7 protein-coding genes are annotated in these 23,969 nt (G+C 52.3%); all 7 read right to left on the bottom strand.

Features of this window, described 5'->3' with window-relative positions; genetic code table 11:
- Positions 1-60: 60 nt before the first annotated feature.
- A complete protein-coding gene (locus QNJ26_03010) occupies positions 61-5,127 on the bottom strand; it encodes a PAS domain S-box protein (GenBank protein MDJ0984489.1) in 5,067 nt (1,688 codons plus the stop codon).
- A gap of 380 nt (positions 5,128-5,507) precedes the next feature.
- Positions 5,508-6,845 carry a response regulator gene (locus tag QNJ26_03005; protein MDJ0984488.1) on the bottom strand — a complete coding sequence of 446 codons (1,338 nt, stop codon included), beginning with the start codon at positions 6,843-6,845 and terminating at the stop codon, positions 5,508-5,510.
- Between the two features lie 266 nt (positions 6,846-7,111).
- Complete coding sequence (locus QNJ26_03000; protein ID MDJ0984487.1) at positions 7,112-7,450, bottom strand: STAS domain-containing protein; 339 nt, start codon at positions 7,448-7,450, stop codon at positions 7,112-7,114.
- A gap of 361 nt (positions 7,451-7,811) precedes the next feature.
- Positions 7,812-8,216 (bottom strand): response regulator, encoded by a 405-nt coding sequence (locus tag QNJ26_02995; protein ID MDJ0984486.1) that lies wholly within the window; start codon positions 8,214-8,216, stop codon positions 7,812-7,814.
- 179 nt (positions 8,217-8,395) lie between these two features.
- Complete coding sequence (locus QNJ26_02990; protein ID MDJ0984485.1) at positions 8,396-15,163, bottom strand: C25 family cysteine peptidase; 6,768 nt, start codon at positions 15,161-15,163, stop codon at positions 8,396-8,398.
- 705 nt (positions 15,164-15,868) lie between these two features.
- The gene (locus tag QNJ26_02985) at positions 15,869-16,306 is read right to left on the bottom strand and encodes a response regulator (protein MDJ0984484.1); all 438 of its coding nucleotides are present in this window, start codon (positions 16,304-16,306) and stop codon (positions 15,869-15,871) included.
- Positions 16,307-16,359: 53 nt separating this feature from the next.
- Positions 16,360-23,709 (bottom strand): DUF2341 domain-containing protein, encoded by a 7,350-nt coding sequence (locus QNJ26_02980; protein MDJ0984483.1) that lies wholly within the window; start codon positions 23,707-23,709, stop codon positions 16,360-16,362.
- Positions 23,710-23,969 lie beyond the last annotated feature (260 nt).

Here is a 23,969-nt window from a genome sequence, read left to right as displayed (position 1 = left end):
TAATACGCTTGCGAATACATGATATGGGCTCAACGGGCTCAACGGGTTAACCGATCCCACCTATTTTTCCAATTTTGCAACCAGCTTCGCGATTCCCTCGAAATCAAAATCATCGGCCAGTTGAATGCATTGGGCGCTGAATGCTTCAAATGCGCTGGATTTTAATTTTAACGCCTCCGCAATGGTTTTAATCTGGGTGACATCTCCCATCTCAACGGGTTCCTTGAGTAAATCGGCCGCTTCCTTTGCCAGTTGCGGGGTAATGGCTGCCATAGCGTCTTTGGAGGGCGTTGCGGGAGCTTGCTCAGGAGCGGGGCCCAGGGATTGCACGGCCTGCAGGGCGCGATTAATGGCCGCTTCCAGGATGCTGAATTTTCCGTCAAGCTGCTGTTGAGAAGGTGACGGTTTGGGATCCCCTTTGATCAGTTTTTCAAAATTCGCGGCGGCGGCCTGAAGCTTTGTGGCTGCCAGGTTGCCGGCCAGCCCCTTGATGTTGTGAACCAGGCCATGGGCCGCGTCAAAATCACCGGCTGTGACGGCTTCTTTAATTTCGGCCGCTACGGTGGTGTATTTGACACCAAAATCCAGCAGCAGTTTGCGGTAAAGCTTTTGATTGCCCTGCAGCCGGTTGAGCCCTTCGGCCAGCTCAAAACCCGGCAAGGTATCGGGAAGTTCTGGCGCATCCGGTTTGGGTTCACCTGCTGCAGCGCTGGGAGCGGCCTCTGTCGTGGGCTCAGTCGGTGCGCGCTCATCTGGCGGCTTGATCCATTTTTGCAAGGCACCAAACAACTGATCCGGATCGATCGGTTTGGTGACATGCCCGTTCATGCCGGCCTGCAGGCTTTTTTCTTCATCACCGGCCATGGCATGGGCCGTCATGGCGATAATCGGTAATTCTTTAAAGCGGTCATCTTTGCGAATTGCTTTCGTAGCCGCGTACCCATCCATGACCGGCATCTGGATGTCCATCAAAACGACATCATACGAATTTTCTTTGAGCATATTGACTGCTTGCTGCCCGTCATCTGCCAGACTGACGATCAGGCCGGCGCCTTCCAGGATTTCTTTGGCCACCTGCTGGTTGATTTCGTTGTCTTCGGCCAGCAGGATTCTGGCGCCGCGGATTTGTTCGAAGGCCGCAGCGTCGTCTTGTTGGCGGTCCAGCGGGGATGCTGCGGATACGTCCTCGCCACAGGCCTGCATGACCGTGTCAAAAAGCACCGACGGTTTGACCGGCTTAAGTAAAAAACCATCCAGGCCGATTTTTTGCGATTTTTGCAATACTTCTTCCCGTCCGTAGGCGGTGACCATAACAATATTGGGAACATGGCTGAGTCGGCTGTTTTCCTTGATTCGCCGTGAGGCCTCAATGCCGTCCATACCCGGCATTTTCCAGTCCATGATGACCATTTCAAAGGGTTGATTTTTGTCGGCCTTTTCAATTTCGTCAATGCCTTCCTGGCCGGACGCAGCCAGAGCAACTTCAAACGAAAATGATTCCAGCATATCCCGTAATATCTCCCGGGAGGTCGGATTATCATCGACGACCAGGACCTTCATACCGCGCAAATCGCGTGTGGGCGTAAAGCGTTTTTTCATATCCTCCTGACCGGGGCCAAAAGAGGCCGTGAAAATAAAGGAACTGCCCTGGCCGGGCTCGCTCTCCACCCAGATTTCGCCGCCCATCATTTCCACCAGCCGCTTGCTGATGGTCAGGCCCAATCCGGTGCCGCCATATTTACGGGTGGTGGAAGTATCGGCCTGGGTGAAGGATTGAAACAGTTTGCCCGCCTGTTCTTCGGTCAGTCCGATGCCGGTATCACTGACCGAAAATTGCAACGTGACTTTTTCCTCGGTTTGATGGAGTAGTTTGGTAGACACCACAATTTCACCTGTGTCGGTAAACTTAACGGCATTATTGGCCAGATTTATCAACACCTGCCCCAGGCGTAAGGGATCGCCCACCAAAAAGTGCGGCACGTTCTGGTCGGTGGCGAATAGCACCTCGAGATCTTCTTTTTCCTGAGCTTTGACACTGATGAGATTGCCCAGGTTATCGAGCACATCATCCAGGGTAAAATTCACCGACTCCATATCCATTTTGCCGGCTTCGATTTTGGAAAAGTCCAGGATGTCGTTGATAATGCCCAGCAAGGAGTTGGCCGATGACCGGATCTTGTGCAGATAATCCTGCTGTTTGGAAGTCAATTCGGTTTTCAGGGCCAGGTGGGTCATGCCAATGACCGCATTCATGGGCGTGCGAATCTCATGGCTCATATTGGCCAAAAAATCACCTTTGGCCTTGTTGGCCTCGATCGCGGTGTGTTTGGCATCGATGAGTTCATCCTCCATTTGCTTGCGTTCAGTAATGTCGGTAAACATGCCAAAGGAGCCGATTTTATTACCGTCGGCATCAAAAAGCGGCGCGGCGTTGACCAGGCAGGGAACAATGCTACCATCCGCTCGATTTATTGAAACTTCATAAAGACCTTTTTCGTCCTCGCCGCGTTTGACTTCCTGGCGGTGAACGGTTTTGACGTTTTCCTCATCCAGGTACTGACTGATACTGCTGCCGACAACTTCTTCGCGCGGTCGCTGCAGGATCTCGCACATGGCTTCGTTGATATCCAGGGTGATGTCCTCGGTGTCGATCAGCCAGAAGCCTTCACTGGTGGTTTTAAGGATGTTGCTCAACCGCTCCTCATTTTCGCGGATGATGTCGTCGGCTTTCTTTTTTTCGGTGATATCGCGCACTGACTCGATGGCACCGGCCACCTCACCGGCAGTGTCATAGATTAATCCTGCCGTGGCGTGTAGGTATGTTTCTTTGCCGCCCAAATTGGAGTGATAGGATTCCCCAATAAGTTTTTCCCCAACCTTTTCAACAGACAGGTATTTTTTTTCGTATTCTTCATCCCAGTCTTTAGCTAAATCGATCAAAAGCGGCCGTCTTTCACCGTAAAAGGGAAGGGCATATTCGTAATTTCCCTTGCCCACCATGTCATCTGTTTTTGCGCCACTCAGATTCTCCATGGCCTGGTTCCAGGTGACTACCGTCCCATCGTTATCAATCACCATGGTTGGATCCGGCAAAAAGTTGATAATCTGGGATAGGCGCTGTTCGGAATTTTTGATGGCTTCCTCTGCTTTTTTGCGTTCGGTGATATCGTTTAAGATGACGATATTGCCCACTTTTCGACCGGCGGAGTCATGAAAAGGTGCGGTATTGATCTGCACATCCAGGGTGTCGCCGTTTTTTGTCAGTCGTTTGGTTTCAAAAAACACCGACTCTTCTCCATCGGCCAGCAATTTTTTAACTGCCGCCTGGGTTTCGGCTACCAGTTCGGGCGGCACAAAATCGATTTTCTTGCCCAATACCGCATCACGCGACCATCCAAACGTTTTTTCAAAAGCTGAGTTAACAAAAATGGTCCGACCCTCCATGTCATAAACAACAACTGATTCCGGTAGCCGCTCTAGAAGCATGCGATTTCGCTCTTCGCTTTCTTTCAGCGTTCTTTCGGCTTGCTTGCGCTCGGTGATGTCGTGGGCGACATGGACCACCTGGCTAAAGATGCCGGCCTCATCTTTAATCGGAAAAGTGGAAACTTCCACAATGACTTCATGGCCGTCGGCATGCTGGTGAGTGTGTTCCACGGTGCATTTCTGGCCGGTCTCTTTGGTTTTGAGCATGGGGCATGTGTGATGGGGCGGGGCACACATTTCTGAAAGGCTGTGGGTGAGCTCATAACACAACTGACCGACAACCTGGTCCCGTGGCTTTCCAACTTCTGCGATAAACGCTTCGTTGGCGTCGACAATGCGGCCGCTGTCGATTTCGATGATCGAAATGGAATCCGGGATGCTATCGATGACGGTCTCGATAAAATCTTTTTGCTTGCGCAGGGCATCCTGCTTTTCTTGTAATTCGGCTGTGCGCTCTTCAACCAGGTCTTCGAGGTGATCGCGGTGTTTTTTAAGTTCGGCTTCCGATTTCTTCAACGCGGATTCGGCCTGGTCTATGGAACCAATCATTTCATTAAACGACTGACCCAGACTACCGAGTTCGTCATTGGATTTTATGCCAATCCGGTAATCGAGCTCACCGGTCTGTTTGATGTGGTCGGTCCCATCGTTGAGCAGCTTTAAGGGCTTGATCACAAAATGCTGCAGACCCATCATTGTCAGGATACTGAGCAGCAAAAGCGAAACAAATAATGCTGCCAGGATTTTTAAAACAAATATCCAAATCACCTTGTTGATTTCGGTAACCGGCACAATGGCGGCCATCTTCCATTCCATCAAAGGCGAGGTATAATAAAATGCATACAGCTCCTGCCCATCCCTCTCGAAAACCGCTAGTCCATCGATATTGGTATACAGATTTTCAAAAAGCTGGGGGTCGGTCTTTTTTAGGTCAGTAAAAAGAAGCGCTTGTTTGGGGGTAGCCAGAACAGTTCCTTTTTCATCCGCCAGCGCCACGTAGCCGTTATAATCCAGCTTGATATTGGATATATACTGAGTCAGCTCATTTAATGTGATTGAAGTGCCCACAACCCCGTAAAATTCGTCCGCGTCATCAACCAGGGCTTTGACGAATCCAATGCTGATATCGGGACTGGTGACCGAGCGAAACGGCGGTGTGCGCACAACCGTACCGGGATTTTCTTTGGCCAGTTTATACCAGGGCCGGACACGAGGATCATAGCGGGTGGGCCGGGCGCGTGGGTGAGAGCGGACAAAGCTGCCGTTTTCACGGCCCATATAGACCGAATGGACATAGGGATGGGTCGTGCGATAGCCGTTTAAGATCGAAATGATGCGCTGCTCTATATCCCCGTAGTCGTACTCAAAGGTTTTTTCGTCCGCTTCCAGAAAAGAAGTAAAATTTTGATCTTGGCGGGAGCGCACGAATTCATTTTGTGCAATCGCTTCCAGATCATGCTCCATGCCCTTGATTAAACGGGTCAGCCCGAAATCAATGTGTTTCAGCTGTTGTTGATAATTCCTGGTGATGCGGTCAATGGTAATATCTTTTAGTGCCGTTGCCAGAAAGCTGCCGATGACCAGCATGATAAACAACGCCGCTCCGGCGTACAATAGCAGTAATTTGTGTTTAAGCTTCATGGTGTTTTCCTAAAAGAGGTTTGCCGGTTGCGCCCGTTGGAAAAGGACTAGGATCGAATCTTATTTTTTAAACCGGCAAACGGGCAATGGCTTCACAGGGGTTTTAAGATAGCTTTTATTTAAGTTGAGCGATTGTCGAGGTCAAAGATCCGCCTTAGGAGGATTGCCGCCCTGTTAGGGCAGAGCTGAAAGCGAAGCCCAAAGCTACACGGCAGATGTTGTTCCGCTATAGTTTTCTATGCGGAATAGCATCTAATCCGCCTGAGGCGGAGTAAGATCGGCAATCCCGAAGGTTTTCAAATTTAAAAATATAAGGATGGATAGAATTCCTCATAACAAAGATTTATCTCAATTTTTAAATTTGAAACGCTCAACTTAAATTACTTCTGCGTTAAGACCTCCACCCCCGTCCAATCCTCCGGCACCCCGTTGACCATATAGTTGGCGGAGCGTTTCAGATAAATGCGGGCGGCGCGATCCTCGGGGTGTTTCTCCAAAACCTGGTTAAACTTGACGCTGGCCTCGGAGAATTTGCGGTCATAATACAGACAAAGCCCCTGTTCAAAATCGTCTTTGGTCTGCTCTTTTAGCTCAATGGTGGCGGGTGGGTCACCGTCAAAGACCTCATGCACCGAGACCGGGTCTTTTTTGCCTTTAACCTGAACTTTGTCGACAAAACGATGTTTATATTTGTCTGGATCTATTAACTGTTTGAGGGTGGGCTCACTGATGCTGATCGAAGATCCATATACGCGGGTTAATCCTTCCAGGCGCGAGGCCAGATTGACCGCATCGGCCACAACGGTGCCCTGCATGCGCTCTGCGTGGCCGATGATACCCAGCATCAAATCACCAATATGCAGCCCGACGCCTATGCCGATGGGCTGATAACCTTTTTTCTGGCGGTCGTTGTTGTATTCTGCAACGGCTGCATGCATGGCAATCGCCGCCTGAACACCGTCATCCGCTGAATCCGGGAACAGCGCCAGCATGCCGTCACCCTGGAAATTGTCGATAAATCCCTGGTGGGCAGTTATGACCGGGCTGATCCGATTTAAAAAAGCATTGATAAAGTTAAAACTCTCTTGGGCGGTCATGTCTTCTGAAAGGGTGGTCCAGCCCCGGATGTCCGAAAACAACACGGTCATCTGCTGGGCGGTTTGATCTCCCAGGATAACGTCTAAGATACTTTCCTTCATCAGCAGGTTTAAAAACTCCCGGGGAACAAAACGCTGATAGGCACGATTGAGCTCTTCCAACTGAGTTGTTCGCTTTTTGACACGTTCTTCCAGTAGATCGTTGGCTTCCTGAAGCTTTTTGTTAAGCCGGTATATCGTAAGGTGAGTGTTGACGCGGGCGATGACTTCATCCGGCTGAAACGGCTTGGTCACATAATCCACTGCCCCCAGGTCCAGCCCCTGCACCTTGTCCTTGGTTTCGGTCAGCGCTGAAAGAAAAATAACGGGTATCTCTGCAGTGGCCGGATTGGCTTTTAACTGGCGGCAGACTTCATAGCCATCGATTTCCGGCATCATAATGTCCAGCAATATCAGATTCGGCTGGGCTTTGCCGGCGATGGACAGGGCTGATTTGCCGTCCTTGGCAATCAGCAGTTTATAGCCGCGGCCATCAAGGGTTTCAAACAGCAGCTGAAGATTGGTGGGGTTGTCGTCCACCAGCAAGATGGCTTCTTCTGCATTTTTATCTTCGGTCATCATTTATGCGCCCCGATTATAAATAACCTGGCCGGTTTTACTTTAGGTGTCAGGTGTCAACTTTTGTTGCTCCTGGCTTCTCGCTTCTTGCTTCGACTCGGCTGAGCCCCTCGGCCGTGAGCTCAGGGCCGAACGGCTCGTCGCAGGCTGGCAGGAGGCAGCGAATCATTTGCCAGTGGCTAGGAGCCAGTGGCATTACGTTGTCTAAAGAATTCAATTGCAACAACGTATACTGCAAAGCTTTTGTAACCAATTCCTAAAACACTTTGCTATGATGATACTTCCGTCATGCCTTCATCAAGGGTATCTTTGATAGGAATCATGGCGTTAAACCCACTGATCTCAAAAATTTCATAAACGTATTCTTTGAGGGCGGCAAGTGCTACTTTGCCTTCTCTGCGCCGGATTTCCTTGGCGGCCCCCAGGATAACACGCAACCCACCACTGCTGAGGTACTCCAGTTCGCTTAAGTCAAAAAGCAACCGGTTTTGTTCTTCTCCCAACGCTTTTTTGATTTCATCTTCGGCAACTGGTGCATTTGCAGCGTCAAGGCGGCCGTCAATGCTAACGATTAACACGCCGTTCTCCACTTTGTTTTGAATCTCCATTGTCTACTCCTTTAATCCCTGAATTTTATATGAAATCGAATGCTAAGTTAGACACGATGTTTTGGTATCACTCTAAGCATATTATCTAAATAAACAATATATTGATTTCAATAATTAATAAATGCCTCCGACTTGACCGCCTCTGGAGGGCGCGTGCAACCTGCAGGCGCTAAGTAAATTAAAATCTATCATTATTTAAGTATCTTGTACTTTTTCAACACCACATTGTCAATATGCGATTAAAGCCTACGGCCAAAGGCGCAGGGCGCACGGTAAAACAACAAAAAAAGTTGAACAGGGGCAGTAGAATAAGGAATATCTGGCGGGCGCTACATGTGTAATGCTGGCAATTTAATGGGTGTTAATTGGAATTGTCTTTGGATTGGCGTTTCAATTCAACAGCCAGCATGCTGACAAGAACGTTAATAGTGAAAGGTTTATCTATAAGTTGATGAATGCCGCTGCGAATGGCTTCGGAAACAAAGCGGTCGTCGCGGTAGGCGGTGATCAGAAACCGAATCGCTTTGGGGTGGGTGACGGAGGTCAGTTTTAAAAAATCCAAACCGTTGATACCGGGCAAGCGCAAATCACTGATGATGATATTAAACTGCCGGTCTTTCACGGCCTGAAGGCCGTCTTCAGCATTTTCGACCACATGCAGCTCACAGCCACGGGTTCGAAAGGCCAGATCAACGGAGTTGCGAATAAACTCATCGTCATCGACCAGCAGGGTCTTCGCTTTTTTCAGTTCTTCAAATGGGTCCATATTTAAGGTTCAAAGGTTCAGGGTTCAAAGGTTCAGGGTTCAAAGGTTCAAGGGTTCTGGGGTCAAAGGTTAGTGCTAAGAACAGGTAGATCAGCTATTACCTTTGTGCTTCTGGCTACTGGCCTCTGGCGCTTGGCTTTTTGCTTTTGGCAACATGCTCAGTCCGCAGTCCTCAACGCTCAGTCCTTCTTTTTTTCCTGAAACCTGACACCAAAGATGACAACAGCCCCGATCACTATTAACACCATCCACGATACTTTCACCGTTACGGTGCTCGTAGCCGAAGATATAAAACACCCACCACCACCGCCGCCACTTGATGAGCCGCCGGCTGATGCGGGTTTAACGGCTAGGGACTGTATACTTTCAAAACCACTGTCAGTGACGGCGCTGACCTTATAATAGCTGCTGCCGCTGACGACATTACCTGAGGCCGCGGCGATACTACTACCAGTATCCACATAAGCGCTGTCTGTGACCAGCCCGATATTGATTTTGCTGTAGGGACCGCTGGCAGAATCGGCGCGGTAGACGTTGTAGCCCGCCACCGGCTCCTGGTTGCTGTCAGACGATGGCTGCCAGCTGATGGCGACCCCTTTGGGTTTGGTGGTGGCATTGACCCCGGCGGGCATATGCGGCAAGGGGATCTTCAGTTTGGTGGCCGGATCACCAAACAGCAAAAAGGTGTCACTGATCTCCGTAAAGCCGCTTTCCCCATTGGCCAAAAGGGTTTGTTTGGCATGTGCAATGACCGGCCCTATGTGGCGGATGTCTTTGGTAAAGATGGCCTCAAAAAGGGCGGCATCCAGGATTTGCTGGCCTTCGACAGCGGTCATGCCGGTGGACATAAACGCGGCCACCGCACCGTTTTGCGAGCGCAGCAGGGCTTCGGCCAGTGAGGGGTAAAACCAGTTTTCCGGGTAGGCGAAAAAGCCGGTCTCACAGGCCATGGAGACAAAAAAAGGCAGCCGGTCGCTGTTGTTCAGTGCCGAGACATCACCGGCATCAAAGATGTGCTCTTCAGCCAAAATCTGGGTGGCGCCGTGGCCGGCATAGTTGACCATCAGCACCCCGTCATTGATGGCGTCAATAATGTCATCGGTTAAGTAGGCGGTGGCCGTATAATCATTCAGATAGAATCTGAACGGATCGGCCATGGCCTCAGGAATCAGCGCCGCGGCATCTTCGTTGATGGTTTCAAAGGCGACTTCATAGGCATACTCTGACCCCTCTCTTTGGTTGTCGGCCACCAGTAGCATGTTGTTTTGCCAGCTTTCAGGGGTGGTGGCATTTTCATAGGCAATAATCTTGGCCACCATCACCGCTGCCTGAGCTTCATTGGCGGCCGGCAGGCGGCCAATGTGCATATCGGCCATCGCATCCTTGCCGCTGAAGGTCACAAACCAATGATCGGTGACCGTCTCGCCCTTGAGGCCAGTGTAGATCATATGGGTGGGCAGATAGGCGGTGGCATCACCCATGTTCCAGTTATCTTTGGGGTCATAGGTGGCATCGCCCACCAGCACCACATGTTGCGCGGCTGGGGCTGTCCAGTTGCTGTAGGCATAGGCCAAAAAGTCTTTGACCGCCCGGGGGCTTTGAATACCAAAGCTAAACTCATCATAAATGTCTTCAATATCAGCCACAAAAACACGCAAGCCCTGGTCTTCACGATGAGCGATCAGATCGGTTAACCAGGCGAGCTGATCCCCATTGGCATCCCAACCCACTTCACCGTGGGTGATCAGAATATAGTCGGCGCTGTTGGCGTTATCGGCCAGGTTTGACGCCCTATCCTGGATCAGCTCTACGGGGATCTGGGCAGTGTCAGCCGTGAGCGCCAAATAGGTGTCACCGCCTTTGTCGGGTCGAAACTCCACTGAATAGGGGTTGCTGCCGCTGATCTGGGCGTTTTCGATTTTGGCGACATCGACCGGGTCGCTGATGTCATAGACCAGCACCGTATCGCTGCTAAAACCGTCAATGCGGTAACGGCTGCCGCTTTCGGGTGAAAACGTTAATGTGTCGCCCTGGGCCACATAGTTGCGCCAGTAGTTGACCTTAAACCAGTCAACGATAATGGAGTCGTTGCCATCGGCACTCAAACACTGAAGGGTGACGGTGTTATCGCCATCCATCAGGGGCACATCTTCAACAATCGCCTCATAATAGCTGATCCCCGACCAGCTAAAGCTCTGCTCCACCCCGTTGATGGCCACAGCGACCACATGATTGGTGTTGGTCTGACCGGCCATTAAAATGGTCAAAGTGCCGTTGCTGGTCGGATCGGGCACGTTGATGGTAAAGGATTTGGGCTGCCCGCCGCCACTGTGCTCGGTGCCCTGCACGTAGGTGTTAAAAAACCAGCGCTCGATGTCATCTTCACCCGGTGCCCTTAGCCAGATGACCTGGTTTTTTTCATGATGGACGGTGTCGGCAAAATCATCTGCCAGCCGGCCGCGGCGCCGGTCGCCGTCAATGGTGGCCATGCGCAGCGGGGCACCGCTGCCACCCGACAGGGTGAGCCAGTAGACATTTTGATCGCTGTATTTGGTATAGACCGGGCTGATGGGGGCGGCATAAAAGTGGATGGTGTCGGCCGCATCCATTTGATCGTCGCTGTTTTGATCATAGACCTCGATGGCCACTTCTGCGCCCAGATGGTACAACCGCAGTGCACTGAGGCTGATGGTGGTGGTATCCACCCCGTAGCTTTCCAGCCAGTCTTTGGAGATGCGGTAAATGCCTTCTGTGTCGGTGATGATTTTATAGACATCCCTATCGGCCACATCCGGCGGGCTCCACCAGGCGGTAATGGCTGCGCCCAGCGCTGAGAGCAGCGGGCTGGCGGGATTGACCAGCGCCGGGGCTGCGGCCAGACCCAGCGCAATCGGTGAGAGCACCCCGGGGTTGCCATCAGGCACCTGCCAGGGCATCTGCTCGGTGGGAATCTCTTGCGCATAGAGGCCATCGACAAAGTCGATGCGCAGCTCGATTCTGCGATTCAAAAGCAGCTGGCCGGAGGCCGGGTTAAAGCCGATCGGATAAAAAATGACCTGTTGCTTGTGCTGATCACGGAAGATATAACTGTCACCCAGGGCTGCGATGGCAGCCGGGTAAATCCCATCGCTGCTGTAGGCCAGGTCATCCTGGTAAAAGGCGCTGCCCACAGCCGCCATGCCGCCGGCAGCATCTAAAACGGTTTCAGGCACCGGATAGATGCGGTAGCCGCTGTAGGGCTCAACCTGACTGTTGATGACGGTCAGCTCAGCGGCTTTGCCAGCGGGCACATCGATCAGCAGGCCTTTGAGCGGCAGCTGGGGAGCGCCCACCTGGCCGGTATAGCCGTGCACATAGTCGGCAACTGCCAGCTGCTCGTATTCCTGGCTATTGGCGTTGACCACTTCGGCTTCAAAGCCGCTGGTATTGAGCACCAGGGTCATGCCGCTGCTATCAGCAGCCAGCACTTCAACACCGGGGCCGATGCTGCGCGATCCGCGATCTTCTCTGGCGGGCAGACGGCCGTCTTCTTGGCCGTCCGGGATGCCGTCGCCATCGGTATCCGCATTAAACGGATCTAGGTCGTATTCGTATTCTTCTAAATTGGAGAGCCCATCGCCGTCATAGTCCAGGTCGGCATCGTTGATCCAGGGGTTGAGCCCGTGGGTGATCTCCCAGTCATCGGGCATACCGTCCGCATCCCAGTCGACACTGATGGGCCCGTGTTCGGTGTGCTTGCCATACGCATCGATGTCTTCCAGCTTGTAATAATACAGGGTGCCGACGGCAACGTCGGTATCCAGGTAGCTGTAGGTGCCGCCTTTGCCCGGGGTGACGGTGGCGGAGATCAGCTTATCGGTCAGCCGCTCATAGGGGCTGGAAGGTGATGTAGCGCGATACAGGTGAAAACCCAGGTTGTCGGTCTCGCTGGCGGTCTGCCATTCCACATTTACTGCTGCGCCGTCACCTTTTGCGCTGAAAGACAGCAGATCCACAGCCGTGGGCGCGGTACTTGGATGAACGGCAACTGTGCAAGCGACCCATGTTTCACTGGGAATGGTGAAGGTGCCCGGGTCTTCGCTTACAGCATTAAGCTCCCGCCTGGCAACCGCGACGTTAGTGCCGCCAGACCCGCCACTAGCCATTGTCTGACCGCCCGTGTAACTGCCGGGGTATGCGCTGGCCGGATCCCGGCCGTCATCGTTGCCTTCAACGGCGAACCACAAGTAATCTTTGGCACCGCCAGTGGGTGTCAGTGAATCCGGATTGGGAGCGGTACTGTTGCCGGTTGCTCCGCTTGAAACTTCCGGAGCCCCATATAGATCATGCCCGGTTATGCGATTAGCGATATGCGCCGAATTTTGGGTACTGTCTGTGGTAATCGTAATTGAAGCACCTTCTGTCCCATCCGCAATTTTATATCCAATTTCGAGTTTATTAACGTTTCCATTGGCTTGACTAAAAATGACACCCCAACCGTCAGCTGTAGGCCAGGTAATCGTTGGATTGGCATCGACTGCAAAGAAAACAATGAGGAGATCTCCAGCACTGATATTTGAAGGCAAACTAACAGTATGCGTGTCTGTATTGCTGGTTTGAGCAGAATTGGCTGTGTCCTGAACAGTTGGAGAGGGCCCGCTAAATCTTATTTTACTGGAATCCTCGGTGACGGTGTCGATGGAGGCGTTCATGTAGCCGGTGGTATCTGATGTGGGCACATCACTGTCGGTGGTGATCAGATACATAAACCCTTCGGCATTGTTGGTATCGGCATAGGCGATCTTTACCTCGGTGCCGGTATTGGTGATGCGCACATCATTGCCGTTCATGGACGCGCTGCAGGTGGCAGAGGTATTATCGCTGTCCAGATCATAAAAAGCGCAGTTGCCCAAAGTGGGCGAGGTCCCGGCCCAGCCGCCCTTGACCGCCACGTGATCCATATAATCACTGGCAGCCATCCTGGCATCATTAACGCCGTTATTTTCTAAGACCACCTGCACCCGGTATTGGGTAGAGTCTGCAATTGTAAAGGGCTTGCAGTCGATGGTGTCGCCGTTGGTATCGGTAAGGATGCCGCCGCACACCAGGGTCCCTGCATCCCAGGTGAGGCTCGAGGACTCATATATCATAAATTCAGGGGAACCTATGGACCAGCTGAGGTCAGACAGGGGACCGTTGATGTTGATTTTGCTGGAATCCTGGGTAACACTGTCGATGGAAGTGTTCATATAGCTGCCCGAATCACCAACGGGCACATCGCTGTCGGTGGTAATCAGATACATAAACCCTTCGGCGTTGTTGGTTGCTGCATAGGCGATTTTCACGGTGCCGCCACCGGTGTTGGTGATGCGCACATTGTTGGTGGCGTTCCAGGCCGCGCTGCAGGTTGTAGAACCATTGTCGCTGTCCAGATCGTTAAACGCACAATTGCCCAAAGTAGGCGAGGTCCCGGCCCAGCCGCCTTTGACCGCCACGTGATCCACGTATTCACCCGATCCGGACATCTCGGTATCGGCAGTTCCGATATTTTCCAGGACCACCTGCACCCGGTATTGGGTGGAGTTGGCAAGCGTACCCGAATCACAGTCAATCGTGGATGCGTTATTGTCGTTAAGGGTTCCGGAACACACCAGGGTCCCCGAATCCCAGGTAAGGTTTGAGGATTGGTATATTTTAAAATCGGCTGAACCCGTGGCCCAGGTGGGCGCAGGGTTGGATGGCCCGCTGATGCTGATTTTACTGGAATCCTCGGTGATAGTGTCGATGGAGGCGTTCATGTAGCTGCCCGTATGGGCGGCGGGCACATCGTTGTCGGTGGTGATCAGATACATAAAGCCTTCGGCATTGTTGGTGCCGGCATAGGCGATTTTGACTTCGGTGCCGGTGTTGGTGATGCGCACGTTGTTGGTGGCATTCCAGGCCGCACTACAGGTGGTTGAAGTATTATCGCTGTCCAGATCATTAAATGCACAATTGCCCAGGGTGGGTGAGGTCCCGGCCCAGCCGCCTTTGACCGCCACGTGATCCACGTAGTCACCAGATGCCATGGTGGCATCTGCAGTTCCGGTATTATCCAATACCAATTGCACCCGGTATTGGGTGGAGTTGGCAATGGTTCCCGAATTACAGTCTATGGTATCGCCGTTCGTATCGCTAAGACTTCCGGAGCACACTAAAGTTCCTGAATCCCAGGTGAGGTTTGAGGACTGATATATTTTAAAGTCGGCTGACCCTGTGGTCCAGCTAAGGTCGGGGATAAGTATCGGATGAACCGCAACCGTACAGGCAACCCATTCTTCACTGGGAATGGTGAATGCTCCAGGGTCTTCGCTCGCAGCATTGAGCTCCCGTCTAGCAACCGCGACATTGGCACCACCTCTAGAACCCTGAGCACTAGTCTGCCCGTTTGTATAGCTACTGGGGTATACGCTGGGCGAATCCCGACCGTCATCATTGCCTTCAACGGCGATCCATAAATAATCTTTGGCCCCACCGGTCGGTGTCAGTGAATCCGGATTGGGGGAGGTGCTGGTACTGGTTGCTCCGGTTGAGGCTTGCGGTGCCTGTGCGCTATCATGTCCGGTTATTCGATAAGAAAGATGAGCCGATTTTTCATTAGTGCCTGTAAGAACCGTAACTGCAGCACCCTCTGCCCCGTCAGCAATTTTATATCCGATATCGAGGGTATTTGAATTCGTTTGATGAAAAATGGAAGTCCAACCACCAGGCCAGGTTACGGTTTCATTGGCATCGCATGAAAAGAAAACAATGAGGAGGTCACCTGAGCTGATACTGCTGGGCAGATTAACGGTATGATTTGCTGTATTGATAGGTTCAGATGATGTATTTATGGCCTGGACAACTGGAAAAGCAGCCTCGGCTGGCTGTACGGCTGTGAGTCCGGTGCAGATTACCATCAGTAAAAAAAAGCATGCAAACTTACCCACTCCCCGCCCCTGTATATGAGTTTTCTTTTTTGTACGTGTAAGTGTCATCATTTGTTTCGGGAGCCTTCTATGCGGTCCTGCAGTCCACCGCAGCGTCATGTTTCGCCTGGTTTTTGACGACCAGGTCCAGTTGTTTGACGAGCTTTTTGACTGAAAAGGGTTTTGCGATAAACCCCCGAATTCCGATTTGTAGGGCTTCAGACCGAATGTGATCATCGCGATAGGCGGTAATCAAAAACTGTGCTGAAGACCATCTTCAACAGATTCAGCGACCTAAAGCGGGCAACCTTTGGCGACAAAAACAATTTTGAGTGCATCGCGGATGAACTCATCTTCGTCGACCAGCAGGGCCCTTAATTTTTTTAATCTATTGAAAATATTGCTTATTTATCTATTTTTATTTGGAAAGAAATTGTCTGAAAACAGCTCTGCAGGCATTGTGCCAAATTCGGCCAAGTTAATAATAATAATAATTACAAATAGTTAAAATGGAGAGAGGTTGATTTTGGGATCGAAGTAGGCAAATTTGTGTCTTTTGACACCAAATATAAAGGAAAAAGTCGCCCGAGCGGCAATTTCTTCCTCATCAGCATAGCTTTAAAAATAAATATATCGTCAATTCCAAGGTTCTACAGATAAAATTGAGGTGATTGTGAGCGTAGAAGAGAGGGGCCATCAAAAAAGATAAGCGATTGGATTGAAATATTAATGAACTGCGTGTTGCCGCCCTTTTCTTTTTAGTTTGAAGGTGACGGCCAGCAGATTAATGAAGGCTTTGGCAGAAAAAGGCTTGTCAATAAATTGATGGATACCGCTGCGAACGGCTTTTGATAGTGTGCATTCATCACGGTAGGCGGTAATTAAAAAGCGGATGGCATCCGGGTGGGTGACGGTGGTCAGCTTTAAGAAATCCAGGCCACTCATCCCCGGCAGCCTTAAATCACTGATGATGATGTCAAACGGCTGTTCCTTGATGGCTTTCAGACCCTCTTCGGCACTCTGGGCCACCTGCAACGGGCAGCCCTTGGTTTTAAAGGCCAGCTCAAGGGAATTTCTAATAAACTCATCGTCATCGACCAGCAGGGTTTTCACCTGTTTTAATTCATCAAAGGCATCCATCTTTTTATTCGGTTCAGCGTTCATGGGTTCATAAGTTCAGGGTTTTGGGCTTCAAGGCGCAAAGCGCCGCTCCTATATCACAGTGCTCTCATAGCAAAGCGCTCAGACAGTTTTTTCAAAACATATGTAGCCACTGCGACCATCAGCAGCACCCAGAGTATCCAGGGTAACGGCGCTGCCGGTTGAGTGGCTGATATAAAGCATCCAGACATCGCTGATGCAGAAGATGCAGCATACGAAGCAGGTTTAACTGCCGTTGAGTGGGCGCTTTCAAAACCGGTGTCATCCACCGCACTGACCGCATAAAAACTGCTGTCACTGCCGCCGCCGGCCATGCCCACTGCGCTGCTATCCACATAGAGGTTGTCTGTGGACAGCTCCGTGTTGATTCTGCTAAAGGGTCCTGCAGCCGAAGCAGCGCGATAGATGTTGTAGCCGGCCACAGGTCTGTCGTTGCAGTCTTTGACTGCATCCCAGCTGAGGTGTACCTTGTTGCCTTGTTTGTCCGCGTTTACTCCGCCAGGTACATGCGGCAAGGGGATCTTCAGCTTGGTGGCCGGATCACCAAACAGCAAAAAGGTATCGCTGAGTTGGGCATAGTCGCTTTCACCATTGGCCAAAAGGGTTTGTTTGGCATCGGCAATGGCGGGCCCCAGCTGACGGATGTCTTTTACAAAAATGGCTTCAAACAGGGCGGCATCCAAGATCTGCTGGCCGTCAGAGGTAGTCATGCCGGTGGGCATCAGGGCTGCCACCGCACCGTTTTGAGAACGCAACAGCGCTTCGGCCAACGAGGGGAAGGCCCAGTTTTCCGGATAGGCAAAAAAGCCCGCCTCACAGGCCATGGAGACAAAAAAGGGCAGCCGGTCGGCGTTGGTTAAGGCCGAGACATCACCGGCATCAAAGATATGCTCTTCTGCCAGCACCTGGGTGGCGCCATGGCCGGCATAGTTGGCGATCAGCGCCCCGTCATTCAGGGTATCGATGATGTCATCGGTTAAAAAGGCCGTAGCGGCATAATCATTGAGATAGCCTCTGAACGGATCGGCCATGGCTTCGGGTATCAGGGCGGCGGCATCTTCGTTGATGGCCTCAAAGGCGGCTTCGTAAGCATAGGCGCTGCCCGGGCGCTGGTTATCAGCAATCAGCAGCATATTGTTTTGCCAGGTCTGGGTGTTGAGTGCGCTCTCATAGGCGATGATTTTGGCCACCATCACCGCCGCCTGGGTAGCATCAGCTGCCGGCAGGCGGCCAATATACATATCAGCGATGGCATCCTCACCGCTGAAGGTTACAAACCACTGGTCGGTGACTGTTTCACCCTTAAAGTCGGTGTAGATCATATAGGTGGGCAGATAGGCGGTGGCATCGCCCATGTTCCAGTTGCCTTTGGGATCATAGGTGGCATCGCCCACCAACATGACGTATTGAGGTGCTGGGGCTGTCCAGTTGGCATAAGCATAGGCTAAAAAGTCTTTAAGCGCCTGGGGGCTTTGAATACCGAAGCTAAACTCATCATAGATGTCTTCAATGTCAGCCACAAACACACGCAGTCCCTGGGCCTCACGATGAGCCACCAGGTCGGTGAGCCAGCTGAGTTGATCGCCACTGCCGTCCCAGCCCACATTGCGGTGGGTGATCAGGATATAGTCGGCGCCGTTGGCCGCATCGGCCAGGGATGCCGCTGTATCCTGTATCAGCCCCACCGGGATGTTGAGCGTATCGGTGCTGAGCACCAGATAGGTGTCGCCATAAACGCCGGGTTCAAAATCAATGGCGTACGGATCGGTGCCGGTAATCACGGCGTTATCGAGGATGGCCACCGCTGCCGGATTGCTGATGTCATAGGCCAGCAATGTATCGCTGCTAAAGCCGTCGATCGCATAGCGGCTGCCGCTGTCGGGCGTAAACTTCAACGTATTGGTTGCGGTCACATACTCACGCCAATAGTCGACCTTAAACCAGTCAACAATGATGGAGTCATTGCCGTCGGCACTCAAGCATTGCAAAGTGACGGTATTGTCGCCATCCACCAACGGCACATTGTGCAGCGTGGCCTGGTAGTAGCTGATGCCGGTCCAGCTAAAATCTTGCTGCACCCCGTTGATGGCCACCCGAACTTCATGAGAGGTTTCGGTCTGGCCGGCCATTAAGATCGCTAAGGTGCCCAGGCTTGTCGGATCGGGCACATTGATGGTAAAGGCCACCGGCAGCCCGCCGCCGCCATGCGCTGTGCCCTGCACATAGGTGTTAAAAAACCAGCGCTCGATGTCATCTTCACCCGGCGCCTTAAGCCAGATGGTCTGGTTTTGCTCATGCCGGGCGCTGTCGGCAAAATCTGCGGCCAGATCTCCACCGGCCGGCGCTGCTGGGATGCTGTCCATGCGCAGTGGTGAGCCGGTACCTCCTGATAAGGTGAGCCAGTAGACATTTTGGTTGCTGTATTTGCTATATGCTGCGCTGAGCGGGGCTGCATAAAAGCGGATATAATCATCTGCGTCCATCTGGTCGTCGCTGTTTTGATCAAAGACCTCGATGGCCACTTCGGCACCCAGGTGATACAGCCGCAGATGACTTAGGCTCATTGTGCTGGTGTCGAGCCCGCCTGCTTCAAGCCAGTCTTTGGTAAGGCGGTGAATGCCTTCTGTATCGGTGATAATCTTATACACATCCCCAGCAGCCTCATCCGGCGGGCTCCACCATGCGGTAATGGCTGCGCCCAGCGCTGAGAGCAGCGGGCTGGCGGGATTGACCAGCGCCGGGGCTGCGGCCAGACCCAGCGCAATCGGTGAGAGCACCCCGGGATTGTTTGACGGCGGCTGCCAGGGAGATTGGCCTTGGAGCTTTGACTGGGCGTAGAGGCTGTCAACAAAGTCGATGCGCAGCTCAATGCGCCGGTACAGGTGCAGCTGACCGGAGGCCGGGTTAAAGCTGGTCGGATAAAAGATCACCTGCTGTTTGAGCTGATCGCCAAAAAGATAGCTGTCACCCAAAGCAGCCACTGCCTGGGGGTAAAACCCATCGCTGCCGTAGGCCAGATCATCCTGGTAAAAGCTGCTGCCCACCGCGGCCATGCCGCCGGCGGTATCCAAAACGGCTTCTGGCGCCGGATAGATTCGGTATCCGCTGTGAAGCTCTGCCTGGCTGTCCACCTCGGTAAGCTCAACAACCTTGCCTGGCGGCACATCGATCAGCAGCCCTTTAAGCGGCAGCTGGGGTGCGCCCACCTGGCCGGTATAGCCGTGCACATAGTCGGCAATTTTTAGCTGCTCATATTCTGCGTTACCGACGTTAATCACCTCGGCTTCAAACCCGCCGGTGGTCAGCACAAGGGTCATGCCGCTGTCATCTTTAGCCAGCACCTCAACACCGCGACTGATGGTCCGCGAACCGGGATCGTCCCGCGCAGGAAGCCTTCCGTCTTCCTCACCGTCGGGGATGCCGTCGCCATCGGTGTCGGCGTTAAACGGGTCCAGGCCGCGCTCGTATTCTTCCAGGTTGGAAAGTCCATCGCCGTCATAATCAAAATCGGCATCATTGACCCAGGGGTTCAGCCCGTGGGTGATCTCCCAGTCATCGGGCATCCCATCCGCATCCCAGTCCACACAGATGGGCCCATGCCGGGTGTGCTTGCCGTAGATGTCGATGTCTTCAAGTTTGTAATAATACAGGCTGCCCACCTTCACCCGCCTGTCCACATAATTGTAGCTGCCGCCTTTGCCAGGCACTACCGTAGCTGAGATGAGCTTGTCGGTCAGCCGCTCATAGGGTCCGGCCGGGGAGGTGGCCCGGTACAGGTGAAACCCCACATTGTCAAACTCGCGCGCGGTCTGCCATTCGACATTGATTGCCTGGTCTTTGCCTTTAGCGGTAAAAGATATCAGCGAAACGGCGGTGGCCATGAGTGTTTCGGTGCCCAGCTGGTAAAAGCTGCCGGGGGCGTTCTGGTTGTTATGCTCGGTTTTGATCCAGTCGGCACTGATAAAACTGTTGGCAATTCTAAATTCATCGATAACACCGTCAAATGCATAAGTGCTGCTATCATTGTTGGCATCATGATAATCAGAATTGCCACCCGAGCGCCCGATGGTGATATCACCGGAGTGGCTGGGTACCGAACCAGAGTAAGAGCCGGTGACTTCGACGCCGTCAAGAATCATCTTTTGCGTGCCAGCACTGTCAAATAAGAAGGCTAGGTGGTGCAAATTATTGGTATCACTGAAGCTCGTCGACAGCCAACCACCAACGGAACTCACCCACTGGCCGCACTTAATGGTGGTGGTTCCGTTGCTATCGTCCAAATATATGTTAAATCCATGGGTGCCACCGCCTTCTTCATAAAGGACATATTTTGAATTTAGACCGGGCATGCTTTCGGCCTTAAACCACAGACTGAAGCTGCGGACGGTAACGGTCATCGTGTTAATCTGATTTGAATTGGCAATATCGATTTGATCCGGATCAGCTGCTGTGAAGTCCCGGGCATCAGCGATTTGCCCGGCGATGCTATCGGTATCATTATCAGTGCCGGTATGACCGTTGCCGGTGGAATCGGTGGTATTGGCACTGCCGTCCATGTGATAAACAGCTTCATAGCCGGTCCAAACACCGGCGGCATCCTCTGACGATGTGGTGATGCAGGCGTTGCCGTAAACCATATAGAAAGTGGTGTTGCTGCTGCCCGATACACTGGGTACCTTGACCCAGGCCACCAGTTTGTCGTTGGTGGTGTCATAGACTTCGATCTCATGGGACAGCTGATCGCCGTAGTTGGGGTCATCCCGGAAAATGATGTCATCGCCCTGGGCATCGGTGACATCATCTTCGACAGCCTGGAATTCGGCGCCGGTCAGGGTCACCATCACCGGAAAATCGGTCAGATCCGCCAGCACCTGTGAGGATTGAATCGTGATGCTGCGGTACTTGGTAAAGCGGCAGGTGGTGTCAAAAAGGCTGTCGATATTGACCCCCTGAATAGCGTAGCGATCTGAGACGATTACAGCGTTGGCATCGCTGGCCTCATTTTGCTGCTTGAGCAAAATAACATCGTCGGCCGCAACCGTAATAATGGCGCCTACCGATGCGCCGCCCGATGGGCAGTTGATAGCCGGCGTGCCCTGGCTGCCGCGAATGTAGTTTCCGGCCAGCGCCCATTGATAAATGGTATCCGGTGTCCCTTTTTTGGCCAATTTGGTCCAGATGTGCTCCCGGGTGCCGTCAGCGGTGGGCTTGCGGGCAAATACCGACCAGGTAAACAGGTAGTCACCGCCGGTTAGAACCTTGATTTCATCGGGTGAGCCGCTGCTGTATTCAAACGAAGGGTCCGCTTCTTCCTCGGTGTTAAAAGAGATATTGGACTCACTGGTCGATAAATTCTGTGTGCCATCCGTGCCGCTCAGCCGGATGTAATCAGCATCATCAGGCAATTTGACAAGGGCCACCGCTGTGGTGCCCAGGTCAACCGTGGCGGTGGGGTCGCCGTCATTGGCATCACCCCAGATCTTGATTTCCAGGTCATCGTTGGCATCAGCGACGATTATGCCGGTAAACGACAAACCACCTTCCAGATCTCCATCGGATTCGCGGATGTAGCCCGTGGTGCGGGTACCGGGCACCTCAGTTCCCTCCAGAAATACCGCCCCCACATAATTCTGACGCACTGCAGCCCCGGTGGAATCGATGCCGATGTTATAGGTGATCAAATAATGTCCGGAGTTGATCAAGGTGATGGTGCCGCCCGTTCGGCTGAAGCCGGTATCCTGCTCGTCGGTAACCGTTAAGGCCAGCGTTACGGCGGTGGCTTCCATGACGTCTACATATTGTGTGCCGCTGGTTTTGCGGTAACGCGCATAGGACCAGCTATCATCAAGTTTAAGCAGCGAAATGCCTGAAAGGTTGGTTCGGCGCACCCAGCCCTGAGAGGCTGTGTTGGTATCCTGGCGGAACACCTGGAGCTTGAGGTTGACGCTGCCTGCAGTTGTCTCAATGATCGTTGCGCCCTGGGCATAGCTTTCGGTAGTAGTGCTTGTATCGCGCAAATATCCCCAGCCACGACCATACGCCGATGGCGTGCCATCCAGATTTAGGAAACCCTCCAGCTTGGCTCGGTTGGCCCCACTCTCATTTCCTGACAAATTCCAGTTGACCAAATAGTGACCTGACTGCTTAAGTGTTACGGTGTCGCCGGTGCGCGAATAGGTGAGGGTGTCTTCTCGCACTGTAGTGTCCCAGGTTACATCCGTTGCGCTGGTGCTGTTGTAGTTGGTGGTGTCGGTGGCGTCCCGGTAGATGGCCACATCCCGACCGCCCCCTACGCCGGTCTCTTTGACGGTGATGGTGGGAGTGCTGGTGTAGGTGTCAAGCCCTTTGACACGCAACTGGACGGTGTCATTATTGGACACATCCGCACTTCTTATCTGGATGCAATATTCGACTTCGGTCTCATCGCTACCGCTGAAATCCAGCGAAGCCCCGCCGGCAAGGCCATTAACTTCATCAAAGCCGCCGTTGGGGGTCACAAAAGTGCCCGAACCAACTTGTTGTGTGGTATCGGCACCATCGGCTACACTGGGAGAAATCCAGGAACGCACCACCGACGAAGCGCCGGTTGCATCGTTCCAACCACTGCCGTTGTGGTTATATTCCAGCTGAAAAGTTTTGTCGGCCGCGCTAAAGCCACTGGTTTCCTGGACCACAAAGCGCACCCTAAAATTATGATCGACTGCCTGGGTCCAGTTGGTATTGGCCGGTGCCTGCCAGGTGGCGGCACTTTCGCTACCATCATCATTGCGGGCCCGAAAGCTGTCCTGGTCAAATGTGGGAACGAGGGTGTAGTAGATTATTACTCGAACGCGATCGATGCGCCAGTCAGCGGTGGTATTTGTGCGGTATAATCGAATTCCAAAATTGGTATTCGAAAATTCAGAATCGTTCCAGGTCCGCCCCCAGGTATCGGCGGAGCCGCCCAGGGTGTCGGTGGCATCGATTGTGCTCGTAAAGCTGTCTGATTTGGCGGTCGTCCAGCTAGGTGTTGGATTGCCATAGTTCCAGGAAAGCTGTATAGAATACGGTGTGGTTCCCTGACTGGCTCCTTCCACCTCGACCGCAATACCATCGATTGTTGCCCCGGCTGGAACTCCAAAAGAAAAGCTCGATAAGTATCCATAAGGCCTGCCGGAAGTATTACTTGCATAGGCGTCATCAGAAGAGGCTAAATATTTTATGGTAAAATTGGACCAACCAGTGTCACTTGAAGCGCTTTCAGCATATTTCCATCCTGTGTCCGCGGCCCAGCCCGGCTGAACCATGGCTATCCCGACGCAAACAACCATCAGCAAAAGCACGCACTGAAGCGCCCGAATCCCTCCGGCATCAGAGCGCCGATTTTTACTGCATGCTCTGTATTTTGCTGTTTTTAGAATGATCATTTGCCTGCTAAACTTTTAATCGGGTTTTTAGGTTTTTAATAATTTTTGCCGTTGGATATCGGCTTTCACTGTCTTTATGTGTATTAAGTCTTTATAAATATGTGTTTTTTTTCTGTGTCGGGTTTTTAGGACTCACGGGTCCGATAGCTAGAATGCAGGCACTGTGCCAAATTGGATTAAAATTTTATCTTCAATGATTATAGATGTTTATATCAAATTGGGTTCTGATTTGAATTTGAGACAGACAAATTTGAGTCTTT

The organism is Desulfobacterales bacterium, assembly GCA_030066985.1.
Taxonomy (GTDB): Bacteria; Desulfobacterota; Desulfobacteria; order Desulfobacterales; family JAHEIW01; genus JAHEIW01.
Note: the sequence above shows the minus strand (reverse complement) of the source record. Positions and strands in the feature narration are given on the sequence as shown.

Bases quoted from the DNA above. Each gene is read 5' to 3' on its own strand.
- QNJ26_03010 (MDJ0984489.1), bottom strand. From the start codon at position 5,127: ATGAAGCTTAAACACAAATTACTGCTATTGTACGCCGGAGCGGCGTTG.
- QNJ26_02980 (MDJ0984483.1), bottom strand. From the start codon at position 23,709: ATGATCATTCTAAAAACAGCAAAATACAGAGCATGCAGTAAAAATCGG.
- QNJ26_02985 (MDJ0984484.1), bottom strand. From the start codon at position 16,306: ATGAACGCTGAACCGAATAAAAAGATGGATGCCTTTGATGAATTAAAA.
- QNJ26_03000 (MDJ0984487.1), bottom strand. From the start codon at position 7,450: ATGGAGATTCAAAACAAAGTGGAGAACGGCGTGTTAATCGTTAGCATT.
- QNJ26_02995 (MDJ0984486.1), bottom strand. From the start codon at position 8,216: ATGGACCCATTTGAAGAACTGAAAAAAGCGAAGACCCTGCTGGTCGAT.
- QNJ26_03005 (MDJ0984488.1), bottom strand. From the start codon at position 6,845: ATGATGACCGAAGATAAAAATGCAGAAGAAGCCATCTTGCTGGTGGAC.